This is a genomic window from Leptolinea tardivitalis (assembly GCF_001050275.1).
GTDB classification, from domain to species: Bacteria; Chloroflexota; Anaerolineae; order Anaerolineales; family Anaerolineaceae; genus Leptolinea; species Leptolinea tardivitalis.
Genome location: NZ_BBYA01000010.1, coordinates 566,332 through 583,073 on the forward strand (window position 1 = coordinate 566,332; position 16,742 = coordinate 583,073).

The window sequence follows — 16,742 nt, forward strand, 5'->3', positions numbered from 1 at the left end:
TTGTACGGGGTTTATATAATAAAGGTTGAATACAAATTGATGATTATGGAGGCACCATGGAATACAGGAGCCTGGGAAGAACCGGATTAAGAGTCTCTGAGTTGTGCCTGGGAAGTATGCAATTCGGCTGGACGGCTGATGAAGACACGGCTTTTCAAATCCTTACAGCTGCTGTGGATGCTGGGATTAATTTTATTGACACAGCCGATATCTATTCACGCTGGGCAAAAGGGAATCCGGGTGGAGTCTCCGAACAGATCATCGGTGATTGGCTCAAGAAAACGGGCATTCCCCGCAGCGATCTGGTGATTGCCACCAAAGTACGCGGTTCCATGGGCCCCGGTGTGAATGACGAAGGTTTGTCGCGTGTTCATATCATGAAAGCGGTTGACGATTCACTGCGCCGGCTTCAAACCGATTATATTGATCTCTACCAGTCACACTGGTTTGATGAAAACACACCTATCGAAGAAACACTCTCCACCCTGGGCGATCTGATCCACATGGGGAAGGTGCGTTACATCGGTTGTTCCAACATTCCCGCCTGGCGGTTAATGGAATCTCTGTGGGTGGCGGAGCATTACAACCTGCCGCGCTATGAAAGCCTTCAGCCGCACTACCACCTGTTAAAGCGGGCAGAATTCGAATCAGGATTATCCGATATATGCAGAGGGTATAACCTGGGAGTCATGCCATACAGCCCATTAGCCGGAGGATTCCTTACCGGTAAATACCGCCGGGGAGAAACCGATACCGGCAGCCAGCGGAATGTGTCAAAGTACTTCAATGATCGGAGTTGGAATTTACTTGATATTATGGACACCGTGGCAAAAAACCATGACAAGAGTGTTTCACAGGTCGCTCTCGGATGGCTGTTAAGCCAGCCGGTGGTTACCTGCCCGATCATTGGACCGCGAACCATCGATCAGTTGACAGATAACCTGGGCGCCGTCGGATTACGACTTCAACCGGAAGAAATTCAAATTCTGGATCAGGCAACGGTATGGCAAGCCGCTGATAATTGATCGCGGCTGTGTGTTACAATCCGCCTGATATTTAGCACGCGAGGAACAATATGATCGAAAATGTACTGGTATCTGTAGCCTGGCCGTACGCCAATGCTGAAATTCACGTGGGAAACATCACCGGCGCCTATCTGCCGGCAGATATTTTTGCCCGCTACCAACGCCTGCGCGGACGTAAAGTCTTGATGGTTTCCGGTTCTGATTCTCATGGTACCCCCATTACGGTACGGGCTGATGCGGAAAAGACCACGCCTCTTGAGGTTTACCAGCGTTACCATAACAGCTTTCTCGATTTGTTCAAGGAACTTGGCCTGACATACGACCTGTTCACCAGCACACATACATCCAATCATTTTGATGTCTCTCAAAAGATATTCCTTTCCCTTCAGAAGAACGGCTACCTGTATACCGACCGCGAGTTGCAATGGTATGCTCCCAGCCAGAAACGCTTTTTACCTGACCGTTATGTTGAAGGTACCTGCTACATTTGCGGCTTTGAAAATGCCCGCAGCGACCAATGCGATAAGTGCGGCAACCTGCTAGATCCTGCCCAGTTGATTAACCCGCGCAGCAAGGTGGACGGTTCCACTCCTGAACTGCGTGAAACCGAACACACCTACCTGGATCTCGGTAAATTGCAGCCAGCTGTGGTTGAGTTCTTAAAACAACGCGAATCGTACTGGCGGCCGAATGTGCTGCGCCAGAGTCTCGGGCAGATCCTGGCGGATAATCTCCACGGACGGGCCATTACCCGCGATCTTGACTGGGGCATTCCCGTTCCGCTGGAAGGCTGGGACGGCAAATGCCTGTATGTCTGGTTCGAAGCCGTCATCGGGTACCTGTCTGCGTCCATCGAATGGAGCAAACTTATTGGAAAACCGGATGCCTGGACGGAATGGTGGCATGGACCGCAATCTCAGGCGTATTACTTTATCGGCAAAGATAACATTCCCTTCCACGCCGTCATCTGGCCGGCCCAGTTGACAGGAAGCGGCAAGGCATTTGATGAATTGATGGGATTACCCAATCCGGCTCCCCTGAACCTGCCATATGATGTTCCGGCCAATGAGTTCATGAATCTGGAAAACCAGAAAATTTCCGGCAGCCGAAACTGGGCAGTCTGGGGACGGGATTTCCTGACCCGTTATGATCCCGATCCTCTGCGCTATTATCTGACGGTCAACATGCCGGAATCCAAGGATACTGACTGGGATTGGGAAGATTTCTTCCACCGAAATAACGACGAATTGGTGGCTACCTGGGGAAACCTGGCCAACCGGGTCCTTTCGTTCACCTGCAAACACTGGGAAAACAAAGTCCCCGATCCGGGAGAATTGACGGATATGGATAAGGACCTGCTCGCCCAGGTGGAAAAGGGGTTTGAAACCGTGGCAGCGGAAATGGATGCCGTGCATCTGCGGGCTGCTCTTGCAGAAGGCATGCGGCTGGCTACCGAGGTCAACAAGTATCTTGATCAAACAGCCCCCTGGAGCGCCATCAAGACAGACAAGGCTGCCGCTGCCCGTTCTGTCTACACCGCATTGAAAGCCATTGATTCGTTGAAAATCCTGCTGGCGCCTTTCCTGCCCTTCACCAGCGAACGGTTGAACGGGTTCTTTGGCAATGACAGGCCATTATTTGGAAAACAGTATATTGATACGATTTCAGATGATCTGGGAACCCATGCCGCTCTGCGATACGACCCGGACGGCGCATCAGGAAAATGGGAACCATCCAAATTGGAACCAGGGAAAGAACTGGTCAATCCGCAGCCGTTATTCAAGAAGTTGGATGCCAGTATTATCGAAGAAGAACGCAAGCGTTTGGGTCATTAAGCCCGATCAGACAGAATCATCGTCCGCCCGGTTTGAGGATCCCCAGCCGGGCGGCTTTTTGAACACATTCTGCGATGGTATTGGCCTGTAAATTTTGCTTAAGGGCAGCGACATGCAGACTCACGGAACGCTGCGAGATATTCAACCGGTTGGCAATCTGTTTTCCGGTCATACCCTCTGAAAAAGACGTCAACACATCCAATTGCCGCCTGGTGAGGCGCGACGATGAAACAGGACGATTCGCCGATTCCATCGGATGAGCAATCACCCAATCCTGCCACACCACCGCAGCATAATTTACATCGGCATTACGGAACAGATCATCTGTCTTGATATAATCCGGCAGACGGTCGTTCAACAGAAAATCAAGCTGAACCTGTTTGGCCGGTATCGAGATCTGTTGGTAAGAAAAAGATTGATCAGGTTGAATGAGGATAAGGTGGGTCATTGAAGGTGTCAGAATATAGTATATATGTTCTATTATGACATAAATCCATCAGGAGTCAAGCTCAAATTTACAGGCTGTACAACAATAAAATGTTCTTGCATACCGGAGTAAAATTTACAGTATGAAACGAAATAAATTTACCGGCTTTTTCCTATCATTGCTCACGGCAGCCGTGTTATTGGGTTCGTCCATTCATCCGGCGGAAGCAGCAGACGTTTCTCCTCAAAATCAACCGGCTACTGATACCATCGGGCTGGTGGCCAGCGCGAATTACCAGGCAGATAACCTGGCCATGGATGATCAGTATCTGTACCCTACATTCAGTTCACTGAGTGTGGTTGACCTGAACCCCGAATCGTTGAAGCTTTTTTATAAGTTTCGTACCAATTATATTTTTGACCTGGTTGTAAAGGGCCAGTATGCGTTTGCCGGTCAACAATCCAATGGATTACGGGTTTTTGACATCACGGTAGCCACTCCCACCGTATTTTCAAGTCATGATATTTCGGGTGGAGCCTACGGCCTTGCCCTTTCAGGCAGTAATTTACTGGTGACTACAGGTTTAAACGGCCTGACCATACTGGATACCTCCAAACCCTACGATATGCCGGTGATAGGTCAACTGGCATTGGATGGTTTCTCAAAGCAGGTTTCTGTTTCCGGCAATATAGCTCTGGTAGCGGCCGGAAAAGCTGGAGTTCACGTGGTGGATATTTCGACTCCTGAAGCACCCCGGCTGATCACCACAATCACAACACCTGCAGAGGCAGAAAACGCCGCTATCGAAGGCAGCACCGGTTATCTGGCGCTCGGTCTGGGTGGAATGCAGATTGTAGATCTGAAAGACCCGGCGAAACCATCCATTCTCTCGACCCTGGATACCCGCGATTTCCTGCGGCGTGTTGTAATTAAAGACGGGTTGGCATATCTATGCGAAAGAGATGCCGGAATCCGGATTGTCAATATTGCCGATCCTTCCAATCCCAAACCGTTGGCAGTCTATAATACCTACGGCGGTGCCTGGGATGTGGCAGTAAAAGATAACAATATTTATGTGGCCGATTATCCTTACGGGTTGATTGTGCTTCGGTACAACCCACCGGTGGAGAAATCTATCCCTCCCGAAGGCGGTTCTATTGAATCCACGGCTGATGCGGTCAGTGTGACCATTCCGTCAAACGGATTTGAGAGTGAAATCAACTTTAAACATGAACCATTGCCGGGGATAAATACACCCACAGGACCGGAACCTACCCTTGTAAAGGTCGGACCGTTCTTCCGCAACAGTGCCTGGAATGACGGAACAATTATCAAACCAGCCAAACCCTATGCGATTACAGTTAAGGCCAACACCGCCGGTTTGACAACACGGCAAATCGGCGCACTCAGTCTGTATTACTGGGACACAGACATCAAGCGATGGCGGAAAGATGTGTCCACCCGGTTGGACACCACCACCGGTATTTTGACAGCCACACCCAACCGGCTGGGGCTGTGGGGCGTCTTTTACGATAATGAAGATGCCTACACTAATCTTCCACAATCAGTAACGCCAACAACCACCCCCTGATCTTGATCAGGGCTGCAATTTGATTTCTTGCGGATAAAAGAACCAGTAGCGTTTGATATCGGGATCGTCCGTTTCATAGTATTTGCCGCATATCTGCAGGATGCCGTAATCACCGGGCATCAAGTCGGTGGGTGAAAGCAGCCAGACCCGTTTGCCTGTGGTGATGTCATATCCCAGCATCAAAGTGGCGGGTGGTTCCACCTGACTTAAAATGTTGATAGCCTCATCATTTGGCAAATTATGGATGAAAATCTTATACCGCCCATAATGAAACTCAGGCAGCCAGTCAAGCTGCAAGACGCTCTCACGAATCAGGCGGACAGATGTACCGGCATTGTAGTGCATGGTGACTGCTGTTTCACCAGCCGGGCATACCGGTGGTTTTATTACCGGGGGTACGGCTGTTTTGAGAGCCACGTAAGGGGCGATCACAATAAATAAGAGCAGCAGGGTTGTATACCCGGTAAGGCCGGCAGGCAATCTTTCTTCTACGGGCAAATCTCTGGCAGGCTTCCACGGAAAAAGATGGGATAATTCGGATACACCCACAGCCGGCAGCAGCGCCATTATGGGAATGGTCGCCGCGAAGGCGCGCATCTTGTGGGCATCACCCGGCGGCACAAACGGTACTGAAAGGAAGATCCCGACGGTGGCGATCAACAGGAAGGAATAAAAAGGTGTCTTCCATTTCCGCACCAGTTGAACCAGGGCCGTCAGACAAAGGGCATATAAAACCAGATGAAGGGGACGATTTGCAGCCACATCTTCACCGCCCACATAGGCATAAACGCTGAACCAGGTATCAGAAAACAGCAATTCCCACTGGTGGAGAATCCCTCTGACCAATCCCATCGGGTTCTGGCGGATCAGGTCGAAAGATAATTGATAGATCTGCTGCATGCGCTCTTTATCTGGCAGGGAGAGCGTTTCAGAGTATTGAGTGTAGACATACGACCAGCGTTCCCCGCCGGAAGCCAGTCCGTAGAGCGATTCAGCAAAGTTGCCAAACAAAAGCCCTTCGGGATTGCCAATCAACCGCAGAACCAGTGAGTTCAAACCGAAACCTGCCGCCACCACCAGCGCAGCCAGTAAAGTCGGTTTCCAGGCCAACCAGCCTTTTCCGCGGAATAACCAGCCGACCCATAATACAAGTAACGGCAGGATAAAGAAAGCCCCGGCACGTACATTCAACGCTGTGGTAAGTACAAACAACCCCAGCAAGATAAATGGAAGCGATTTACGAAAACTGCCTCGGCAGAAAAAAGCCAGTGCCAGTGCGCCCAGTGCAACGCCCAGTGTTTCTGTCATGGTTGTTCCCATGAATCGGCGGGCAAATAAAAAAACAATCCAAAACGTGATGGACCCGGCAAATGCGCCTTTAGCCTGGCGGACTTCCAGCATCAGATACAGACAGGCTACCGCCTCTAAGAAAACCAGGATTGCCGTGGCATTCTGTAAATTTCTTCCGGTAATGCCAAGCAATGCCCCCAGCAAACCTATGGATATTGGCCGGCGGGATGATATATCAGACAGGACGGAACCATCCAGAAGACGGCTGGCATCAACATAATACGTGGCCGCATCATTGTAGGGGATCAACCCGCTGACCACGTAGGGTTCACTCTGACCGCTGGCCCACAATCCACCCAATGCCAGGCCAAACAGTGCACCGCCCAGTGTAAATGAAGCCGGCAATCGCCAAGGTTCAGGCAATCGAAGAACAAGATAGGTCAGTAAAAGAATACATATTGATGTGGATACAAAGCTGTATCGTATGGTAACCGAGAGGGATCGAATTTCCACCGGCACATGACTGTAGGCGGAAAAGATAAAAGTGGCTGCCATTACCAGAAATGCCAGCGGTATACGAAGTATCTTTCCGAGGTTTGGTTGAATATTAGTTTTGATCATTGTGATAATTTCAAACATAAATTGGGACGGGTTAAGAAACCCGTCCCTTTATTTTACCTTTTAGGATGGGATTCTTCGGTCTTACTTCATTCCCATTATCATCTGCGCGGCAAATTGAAAAACCGGTGTTGGAATAAAACTCAATACAAATATTCCAGCAGCGCAAATGACGGCAACAACAGAAGCCCATCTGCCCGGTTGAATTTGCGGTTCACCGGGTTTGAAATAAGCAAACATTACAATCCGCAGGTAATAATATGCCGATACCAGCGAAGTCAGCAGACCGATCAACACCAGTGGAATCTGACTGCCGTCAACGGCTGTCTTGAACAGATAAAATTTTCCCCAGAATCCCATGGTGAGGGGCACACCGATAAACGACAGCATACTGATCAGCAGCGCCGCCCCCAGCCAGGGGTACTTGCGGCCTAATCCAGAGAAATCCTGCAAAAGCAGACCGTCTGACTCTGCGGGTTCAAGGGCAATCATCACCGCCCAGGCGCCGAAACTGGTGAGAGCGTAGGCCAACAGGTAGAACAATGCAGAGGAAACAGCTTCCTGTGCTATTACAGGATTCCCGTAAGGTACAAAAGCCATCAGGATGTACCCAGCATTGGCTATGCTGGAATACGCCAGTAAACGTTTCATGTTCATCTGTGCGATGGCCACCGTGTTTCCAAATATCATGCTGGCTGCTGAAAGCCCCCACAGTATGCCTGCCATTATTGGCGCTTCCGCCGGGAACAAAACAAGAAACACACGCAACAAGGCCGCAAAACCAGCCGCTTTGGTAGCCACCGTCATAAAGGCGCCAATGGATGATGGTGAACCCTGGTAGGTATCAGGCACCCACATGTGGAAGGGGAAAACACCGATCTTGAATCCGAATCCCACCAGCAGCAAGCCCGCACCGATCAACAGGAGTAAATAATTGGCTCGTCCGCCGTCAATTGATGCAACAATACCGGGAAAATCGGTGTGCCCGGTGGAACCATAGATCCAGGCAATGCCAAATAACAAAATGGCGGATGAAAATGCCCCCAACAGGAAATACTTTAAGGCCGCTTCTTCAGATGCCAGCCGCGGACGGAAGAAACCCGCCAGAATGTACAAAGGAATGGAAAGCAGTTCCAAAGACAGGAAGACCATGATCAGGTCGTTTGCTGAGGCCATCAACATCATACCGGCTATGGAAAAAAGCAGAAGAGTGTAATACTCGCCGCGCTGGGCTGCATTACGTTTCAAATAATCATAGGCCAGAGCCACAGCCGCCAGACCGCTCAACAGGAACAGGATGGAAAGAACACTGGAGAAACCATCCAGAACAACCATGTTGGAGAATGCTGAACCGGTTCGCCCTAGAAGGGCAAACGCACATCCTGCGGAAATTACCAGCCCGGCTGCCGAAAGAACAGCCGTGTAATATTTCTTGGTATCCGGTATCCACAGGTCAATAAGCAAAATAAGCAGCGCCCAGATCAACAGAACAACTTCAGGAAGGATGAGGAGAAAATCATTTACGGTGGGCATGGTCATCCTCTCCTAATGTACAGCCTGCGCTGCCGTTAAAACGGTGCTGGCCAGTTTTTCAACAGTGGGGTTAATCAGCGAATAGAAAAACGCCGGGTACAAGCCGATCCAGAAAATCAGGATAATCAAGGGTAAAAGAGTAAACACTTCACGAATGGACATATCCTTAAGGTTTAAGTTTTCTTCCGCGCTAATCGGTCCAAGAAAGACTTTTTCAAACATCGTCAACAGATAAACCGCCGCCAGAATTACACCAAGAGCCGCCAGACCGCCAAACCAGGGTGATTTGAGTACGGATGACCCGAAGGAACCCAGCAAAATGGTAAATTCGCCGATAAACCCGTTGGTGCCCGGTAGACCGGCAGAAGAAAGTACCACAATCAACGTGAGGGCAGACAGGATTGGAACCACTTTCCACAGGCCGCCAAAGTCAGCCAGCAGCCGGGTGTGCCGCCTTTCGTAAAGCATACCAACAATCAGGAATAATCCTCCGGTACTAATGCCGTGGTTGACCATCTGCAAAACACTACCAGAAAGTGCCTGCGGTGTGAAAGCAAAGATTCCCAGCATGACAAAACCCATATGACTGACAGAAGAATACGCCACCAGTTTCTTGACGTCCTTCTGAGCAAAGGCTACCAGTGCACCGTAGATAATGCCGATCACGGCCAGAACGGCCATCCACGGTGCCAGCTGTACAGCCGCCTGCGGGAATAACGGCAGGTTGAAGCGCAGAAAACCGTAAGCGCCCATTTTCAGCATCACACCGGCCAGAATGACAGAACCGGCTGTAGGAGCTTCCACATGGGCATCGGGCAGCCAGGTATGCAGGGGGAACATGGGAACTTTGATGGCAAAAGCCAGAGCAAATGCCAGAAACAGCCAGGTCTGTGCCGGTATAAACAATGCCCATAATTGAGATAGTTCCGTCCAATCAAAGGTATGGGCGGTCAGACCAATGTACAAGATGGCCAGCAGCATGATGAGCGACCCGGCCATGGTGAACAGGAAGAACTTGAAAGAAGCGTATAACCGCCGTTCACCACCCCAGATGCCGATCAAAAAATACATCGGAATTAATGTAAATTCCCAGAAAATGTAAAAGAGCACCAGGTCCAGGGAAATGAACACTCCCAGCATTCCAGTTTCCAGCAGCAGGAAAACCTGCATAAAACTCTTTACCCGGTCTTGAACTGCCGTCCAGGTTGACAGGATGGCCACAGAGGATAACAGGGTGGTTAAGAGAACCATCAGCAGACTGATGCCATCAATTCCCGCATGGAAATCGATGGGAAGGCCACTGATATTCACCCAGGGGATCCGCAATTCCATCTGGATATCCGGATTGGCTGTCTTAAAACCGGCCAACACCATAAGCGAAAGGCCAAACGTGATCAGCGAGGTGATCAACGCTGTCCAGCGGATTGCGCCTTTTTGTTCTTCGCGGAAAAAGGTAATGAATAAAACCCCTGCCAGCGGGAAGAAGGTTACCAACAACAATGGATGTATCCCAGATATCATAGGTGTTCCTTAATGAGAAAGCGCCTGATCATCGAATAACCAGATAGGAAAAGATGAGTACGATCCCCAGTAAAAGTGCCAGGGCATAGGAGCGGACAAATCCATTTTCAATACTTCGCCAGCTCTGGGCAATTGCTTTGGTCAATGAGCCGAAACCAACGGCAATTCCATCTATAAGACCCTGATCAACCGGCTGGGCCAGTTGCTGCGACAATCCTTCAAGAGGACGAACTATTATGGCGTGATAAAGTTCATCAACATACCATTTGTTTCTTGCACCAATGAAAACCGCTCCGAACATATCTTCCAACGGATCCAGTTTTTTAATTTCACCGGAATAGCGGCTGTAAACAAACCAGGCTGTGACCAGACCTGTTATTGATACAATCAGAGAAATTCCGGCTACCATGCTATTGAATTCGCCGTTTATCCCTTTGCCGAGGGTGTGTTCCAGCCATCCCTCGAGGGCCAGGCTTCCGGGGAAATTCAACAGGCCGCCCAGAACCGTCAAACCGGCCAGAAGAATCAACGGCAGGACAATCAAAGCCGTATTCTCACGGGCATTTTCAGCATTTTCACTGCGGGGCTTTCCAAAGAATACCAACCACAATTGACGTCCCATGTAAAAAGCGGTGAGGAAAGCCGCCGCCAGCAGTACCAGAAATACAAGCAATCCGTTCTGACTGGCTGCCGCAAGGATTTCATCTTTTGAAAAGAAACCGGCCAGCGGTGCAATTCCCGCCAGAGCCAGAGCACCCATCAGGTAGACCCAGAAAGTGACCGGCATCTTCCGCCGCAATCCGCCCATAAGGGTCATATCCTGTGGATCCACATGACTGTGGTGAAAACTATCAGACAGATTTGTCTCATCGAGTTTGCGGACATCTTCCATACCCAGAATGACCGAACCAGCGGCCAAAAAGAGCAAAGCCTTGAAGAAGGCATGGGTGGTCAGATGAAACAAACCAGCCGTAAAAGCGCCCATGCCCACGGCTGCCACCATGAAACCAAGCTGACTGATGGTGGAATACGCCAGCACCTTCTTGATGTCATTCTGTGCCACAGCGATGGTTGCAGCAAAGAGTGCCGTTAAAGCACCCAGCCACACCACGGTTGTCTGCGCAGCCGGAACCAGGGAATAAAGGGTATGAGACCGCGCCACCAGATACACACCAGCCGTTACCATGGTAGCCGCATGGATCAACGCCGAAACAGGGGTTGGACCGGCCATGGCATCGGGCAGCCAGACATACAGTGGAAGTTGAGCGGATTTTCCCGCCACACCCAGCAGCATGAAAAGAGTCATCGCCAGTAAAACGGCGGGGGTGGCTGCAGCCACTTCGGGAGCCCGGGCAAAGACCGTATCAAATTGCAGGCTGCCGAAGTTCCAAAACATCAGGAACAGGGCAATCAAAAGTCCAACATCGCCAATGCGGTTGACCAGGAAGGCTTTCTTTGCCGCACGCGCATTGGCAATGCCATCAGCGCCTTTCTCAAACCAGAATCCGATCAACAGGTAAGAACACAGCCCCACCCCTTCCCAGCCGACAAACAACATCAGATAGTTGTCTGCCGAAACCAGAAGCATCATGGCCAGGATGAAAAGATTGAAAAATATGAAGAACCGGCTGTATCGGGATGGATCGCCGTTAATCCGAACATCATAGTGCATATACCCGGCGGCATAGATGTGGATTAATGTCCCCACACCTGAAACCACCAGCATCATGGTAACTGACAGGGTATCCACCCGGAAAGCCCAGTTGATCTGCAATGACCCTGTATTAATCCATTCCAGAAGTGTGATAGTGGCGCCCTCTGGATGATGTGTGAGAGCCAACATAAGCAGAAGGGAAATAACAAAACTTCCACCTGCCGCCAGACACGCGGTCAGAGCTGTCAACTTCTCTTCCCACCGGCGGCTAAAAATCAAATTCAAGATTATCCCGGCGAGAGGAAAAAATACCACCCAGGGTACAAGGGAGAATGCAGGGTCAGAAAATATTTCACTCAAGAACATACCGGCTCACCATTCAGCCTTTCAGGTTGTTCATCTGGTCTACATCAATACTGTGTTTGGTGCGGAAAATAGTCACCATCAATGCCAGTCCGATGGCTACTTCTGCCGCGGCTACCGTCATGACAAAAAAGACAGAAATCTGCCCATTTAATGCCTGATACTGGCGGGAAAAAGCCACGAAAACCAGATTGGCGGCATTAAACATCAATTCGAGGGACATGAAGACAATCAGAGCATTTCGGCGAATCAATACTCCCAGAATGCCTATAAAAAACATAATGATGGCAAGAACCAGATAATATGAAATGGGTGCCATGATTCAGTCCTTTCCAGGCCGGATAATACGTTTTCCGATGTTGTCAGTTTTCGTCAATATAATGGCACCGATAATGGCTACCAGCAGGATGAATGAGGTTACCTCAAACGGTAGCAGGTATGTATTAAAAAGTGTGAGACCAATTTGTGTTGGACCGGCAAAATCACTGGCTGGCATGGTCAGCGCCGCAGGAGATAAGCCTGACTGGAATACAGCCATCCAGGTGAGCTCGCCCAGCAAAATCACAGCCAACAACCCACCAAATAGACGCTGTCCACGGATGGTGCTCTCCCCTTCAAGTCGTTCTGCGCCCAGCAGCATGATAACAAACAGAAAGAGGATCATAATCGCCCCGGCGTAAACAGTCACCTGTGCCATGGCAATAAACGGCGCCCCCAGGGTGACATACAAAACCGCCACACTGGCAAAATTCAGTACCAGGAACAGAGCAGAATAAACAGCATTCCGGCTGACCAGCATTCCAATGGAAGTGGAAATTACCAGAACCGCCATAACGTCAAAAAAGAGGATTCCTGTTATCATCTGCGCCTCGTCAATCCACAGGATCTTTCATTTCCGGCACTGACCGGGTAAAACGGCCAGGTTCTGTCACCTGCGGGGTAGGCAGCCCGCCTGAAGGAACCGGTTCAAGCAGCATGTTTTTGTCGTAAATCGCCTGATTACGACCTGTGAAGGAGAGCTCATAATTATCGCCCAGCACAATGGCCTCTGTGGGGCAGGCATCTTCGCAGAATCCGCAGTAGATGCAGCGCAGCATGTTGATCTCATATGTGCTGGCATACCGTTCACCGGGGGAATAGCGTTGCTCATCGGTATTCTCCGAGGCTTCCACAAAAATGGCGTCAGATGGGCAGGCAGCTGCACACAGCGCACAACCAATGCACTTCTCAAGGCCGTTATCATAACGTTTGAGCACATGACGCCCTTTAAATCGTTCACGTACCGGGCGTTTTTGCTCAGGATAAGCAACCGTGACCGGTTTCTCAAACATAGACTTGAATGTTGTCCATAATCCGCGGAACATGGATTAACCTCCAACCAGTAAACGCAATACGGCTGTAACCACAATATACAGCAGGGATAACGGAAGAAGCACCTTCCAACCAAACGCCATCAGCCGGTCATAGCGGAACCGTGGCAGTGTGGCACGCACCCAGATCATAAAGAACAGCCAGAGGGCGACTTTGATGAACAGGTAGATGGGACCAAGCCAGGGATACGCATCCACGAACGGACCCTGGTAGCCGCCCAAAAACAGGGTGGCTCCAATCATCGAAACCCCGATCATTTTGATGTATTCCGCCATGAAAAAGAGGGCGAACTTCATCCCGGAGTACTCGGTATGATACCCGGCTGTAAGCTCCTGTTCGGCTTCGGGCATATCAAATGGAGAGCGGTTGACCTCTGCCAGACTGGCGATCACATAAATAATGAATCCCAGCGGCATGATGACAACAAACCACAGGTTCTTTTGCGCACTGACAATGTCACCCAGGCTCATTGAACCCGTCCACAAAATGGGGCCGACAAACGCCATACCCAAAGCCAGCTCGTAACTGATCATCTGAGCTGTGGCACGCAGTCCACCCAGCATGGCATATTTATTATTGCTTGACCATCCAGCCAGGGTGATGCCATATACTGATATGGATGTAACAGAAAGGATGTATAAAACGGCAACATTGATATCAGCCAACCGGAGCGGGACGATGCGTCCAAACAGATTAACCTCGGTTCCCCAGGGGACCACGGCCGTAACGATGAGCGCAGGGATGACAGTGATCACCGGGGCAAGGATGAAAATGAGTCTGTCAGCGCCAACCGGAGTCAACTCCTCTTTAAAGATCAATTTGATTCCATCCGCCACTGGCTGCAGTAAACCCTGCCAGCCCACCCGGTTGGGACCGATGCGCACCTGCATTCTTGCCAATACCCGCCGTTCATACAGCGTTACATAAGCAAAACCGCCTGTCATCACCAGCAATATGACGACCGACTTGATAATCCATTCCCAGATCAATGCAGCATCCATATTATGACCTCACCCGCGACGCATGATCGCCGACCGGCGGGGCAACCTGCGCCACCTGCGGCTCATGAATGGGCACCCCGGCAGAGCGCGGGATCAGGGCAGCTCCTTCCGGAACCGTTTCGTCCAAAACGATGCGCACAGGGTAGGCGGCACCATCCACAGGCAGCATCACCTGCATATCCGCATTCAGGAACATTTTTCGAGCCGTAGCCGGATGGATGAACAGGTCTGCCTGCGCCAGTCGTGATGCCAGCAGCGGAGACGTGGTTACTGTAATTCCTCGGTCCAACAAACGGGTTACAGGGTAAACCGCCAACTCATGGGCATCAGGATGCAAACTCATGTCAAGATCGCCAGATGGAATCTCGAAATCTTCCAGAGGAAGAAGTGGGAGATGAATTCCCAATCCCTGCCTGTTGGCATAAGACGTCCCGCCAAAATACACATCCGGGCGGCCAACGATGGGCCACTGATCGGATGTCTTAGCCAGTAATGGGTAGGTCAATCCGCTGTACTGGGGTATCTCGGCTGCCAGTTGTTGAAACACCAACGATGCCGCTGACGATTCCAGAGCCAGGCCCAGTTCCGCACCCATCTCAGCGGCAATTTCATAATCGGCCTTCAGACCTTCAGGTGCCGGAACTGCCGGATAGAAACGCTGCACCCGGCGTTCACCCGAGGTATATGTCCCCTCACGTTCGGTAAAAGCCAACACCGGAAAAACAATATCTGCCTTTCTGGCGGTTGCAGTGGCGAAAAGGTCTTGCACAATTAAAAATTCCGTTTTTTCCAATGCCCGTTCCATCATTGGATCGTCATTGGCCGGATCAGCACCGGCTACCAGAAGCACCCTGGCTGAAGCAATCCGTTCCACTATCTGATCCGCCGGATGGGCACCCATATCCCATAGACCCTGGGTATTTCCCCGTTCCCAGACAGGGATCAGACCGCTGTTGATCCGGCGGGCATGGCCACTGGTTTCGAGCAGACGGGCACAGGCAGCCGCAAGCTGTCCGGTGGCTTTCCTCCCCAGACCATCGCTGCCGTAAAAAACCAGCAGATGTTTCGCCTGTTTGACAATATCCGCCATATCGCCAGTAAGGATGGCATCTACCGCCAGAGCTTCACGGCCGGGTTCCACGCGAAGGGTCTTTGCCGCAATTTTATCCAGCCGGGTGGGACGGATACTGATACTGATTAAGACTGCACCTCGTTTCACCGCTTCGCGTACTCGCAGCCACCAGATTGGGGCTTCTTCATGTAAATCACTGGAAACCACAACAATGACTGAATCTTTTCCAAGGTCTCCAAGGTTGCTGCCGGGCAGCATGCCGAACCGGTTGACGATCTCTCCGCCAGCCATACGGCTGTACCCGATGAAAGTACCACCCTGGGTTTCGGTCAGTTTGCGCAGGTTGTAAATATCTTCATTCGTCAGGCGGCCGCTGGCCAGGGTGACCAGTCCACTGCCGGCCTGCTTGATTTTTTCTGACGCTGCCGAGAGGGCTTCGGTCCAGGTTGTTTGAAATAGTTCAGAGCCTTTGCGGATCAGCGGATTTTTCAGCCGGTCAGGGCTGTCAGCAAAATGATAGGCAAAACGGCCTTTATCGCACATCCAGATTTCGTTAACTGTCTCGTTCTGGCGCGGCATGATGCGCTTGATAGATACATTTCCGCCGGTTTTCGCTTCACGACGAACATTAATGGTGGTGTTGCAGCCTACCGGGCAGTGGGTACAGAGGCTGGCGGCATTGTTCATCTCCCAGGGACGCGCCCCAAAGCGGAAGTCTGCCGTGGTTAAAGCACCCACCGGACAGATATCCGTGGTATTGCCAGAGAAAATTGAATCAAACCCGGGCTGTGAGTCAGTGATAATCTCCAATTTGCGGCCGCGATTATAAAAACCAATGACGGGATCATCGACAATTTCCGTTTGAAAACGCACACAACGGGCACACTGGATACAGCGTTCACGGTCAAGGAAGATCAAATCGCCGAGTGGAACATGTTTCGACAGACGCATTTTTTCATCCAGCAAAAACCGGCTGTCTGCAGAACCATATTCCAGAGTCTGATTTTGCAACGGGCATTCCCCGCCTTTATCGCAAATCGGACAATCAAGTGGATGAGATGTCAGTAAAAACTCCAGCACATCCTTGCGGGCAGCTTTGACTTTGTCACTCAAACCTACCACCACCATCCCTTCACTGATGGGTGTGGTACAGGCCGTTTCCAGCTTGGGTCCAAACTGGATCTTCGGCTTTCCATCAGCTTCAAAAACAGGGTTATTGGTGGTGCGGTCAATCACCGGGCGGCCGATTTCCACCAGACACATACGACACATCCCCACCGGTTCCAGTTTGGGATGGTAGCAAAATACTGGAATATTAATCCCAATACGTTTTGCCGCATCCACCACCAAAGTGCCTGCCGGGGCGGTGACTGTCTGTCCATCAATTGTGAGGGTAATATCTTTTGGCATGCGCTCCAAAATCCTTCTTCACGAATAACAA

General features: G+C 50.7%; 13 protein-coding genes. 3 read left to right on the plus strand and 10 right to left on the minus strand.

The window, feature by feature from the left end; translation table 11 throughout:
- Positions 1–56 precede the first annotated feature (56 nt).
- Together LTAR_RS12080 and metG are read left to right on the plus strand one after the other, a co-directional pair.
- On the plus strand, positions 57–1,025 hold the full coding sequence (locus LTAR_RS12080) for an aldo/keto reductase (RefSeq protein ID WP_062422491.1): 969 nt from the start codon (positions 57–59) through the stop codon (positions 1,023–1,025).
- A gap of 50 nt (positions 1,026–1,075) precedes the next feature.
- A complete protein-coding gene (gene metG / locus LTAR_RS12085) occupies positions 1,076–2,860 on the plus strand; it encodes a methionine--tRNA ligase (RefSeq protein ID WP_062422492.1) in 1,785 nt (594 codons plus the stop codon).
- A 16-nt stretch (positions 2,861–2,876) separates the two neighbouring features.
- Here metG and LTAR_RS12090 read toward each other — a convergent pair whose 3' ends face one another.
- Positions 2,877–3,308: a LuxR C-terminal-related transcriptional regulator gene (locus LTAR_RS12090; RefSeq protein WP_062422493.1), complete on the minus strand. Its 432-nt coding sequence runs from the start codon at positions 3,306–3,308 to the stop codon at positions 2,877–2,879.
- A 121-nt stretch (positions 3,309–3,429) separates the two neighbouring features.
- On the opposite strand from LTAR_RS12090, the gene LTAR_RS12095 reads away from it, so the two are divergent.
- Entirely contained in the window at positions 3,430–4,878 is a 1,449-nt protein-coding gene (locus tag LTAR_RS12095; protein ID WP_062422494.1) for an LVIVD repeat-containing protein, read from the plus strand.
- 6 nt (positions 4,879–4,884) lie between these two features.
- On the opposite strand, the gene LTAR_RS12100 is transcribed toward LTAR_RS12095, so the two are convergent.
- The 9 genes from LTAR_RS12100 to nuoG all read right to left on the minus strand — a co-directional run bounded on the left by LTAR_RS12100 (position 4,885) and on the right by nuoG (position 16,711).
- Positions 4,885–6,789 carry a hypothetical protein gene (locus LTAR_RS12100; protein ID WP_139044539.1) on the minus strand — a complete coding sequence of 635 codons (1,905 nt, stop codon included), beginning with the start codon at positions 6,787–6,789 and terminating at the stop codon, positions 4,885–4,887.
- An 81-nt stretch (positions 6,790–6,870) separates the two neighbouring features.
- The gene (locus LTAR_RS12105) at positions 6,871–8,319 is read right to left on the minus strand and encodes an NADH-quinone oxidoreductase subunit N (protein WP_062422496.1); all 1,449 of its coding nucleotides are present in this window, start codon (positions 8,317–8,319) and stop codon (positions 6,871–6,873) included.
- Between the two features lie 12 nt (positions 8,320–8,331).
- On the minus strand, positions 8,332–9,840 hold the full coding sequence (locus tag LTAR_RS12110; RefSeq protein ID WP_062422497.1) for a complex I subunit 4 family protein: 1,509 nt from the start codon (positions 9,838–9,840) through the stop codon (positions 8,332–8,334).
- 28 nt (positions 9,841–9,868) lie between these two features.
- On the minus strand, positions 9,869–11,860 hold the full coding sequence (gene nuoL, locus LTAR_RS12115) for an NADH-quinone oxidoreductase subunit L (RefSeq protein WP_062422498.1): 1,992 nt from the start codon (positions 11,858–11,860) through the stop codon (positions 9,869–9,871).
- A gap of 13 nt (positions 11,861–11,873) precedes the next feature.
- Positions 11,874–12,176 (minus strand): NADH-quinone oxidoreductase subunit NuoK, encoded by a 303-nt coding sequence (gene nuoK, locus LTAR_RS12120; protein WP_062422499.1) that lies wholly within the window; start codon positions 12,174–12,176, stop codon positions 11,874–11,876.
- 3 nt (positions 12,177–12,179) lie between these two features.
- Positions 12,180–12,719, minus strand: coding sequence for an NADH-quinone oxidoreductase subunit J family protein (locus tag LTAR_RS12125; protein WP_201775985.1), 540 nt, complete (start codon positions 12,717–12,719; stop codon positions 12,180–12,182).
- Between the two features lie 10 nt (positions 12,720–12,729).
- A complete protein-coding gene (gene nuoI, locus LTAR_RS17280) occupies positions 12,730–13,221 on the minus strand; it encodes an NADH-quinone oxidoreductase subunit NuoI (protein ID WP_062422500.1) in 492 nt (163 codons plus the stop codon).
- 3 nt (positions 13,222–13,224) lie between these two features.
- Complete coding sequence (gene nuoH, locus LTAR_RS12135; protein ID WP_062422501.1) at positions 13,225–14,229, minus strand: NADH-quinone oxidoreductase subunit NuoH; 1,005 nt, start codon at positions 14,227–14,229, stop codon at positions 13,225–13,227.
- A gap of 1 nt (position 14,230) precedes the next feature.
- The gene (gene nuoG, locus LTAR_RS12140; RefSeq protein WP_062422502.1) at positions 14,231–16,711 is read right to left on the minus strand and encodes an NADH-quinone oxidoreductase subunit NuoG; all 2,481 of its coding nucleotides are present in this window, start codon (positions 16,709–16,711) and stop codon (positions 14,231–14,233) included.
- Positions 16,712–16,742 lie beyond the last annotated feature (31 nt).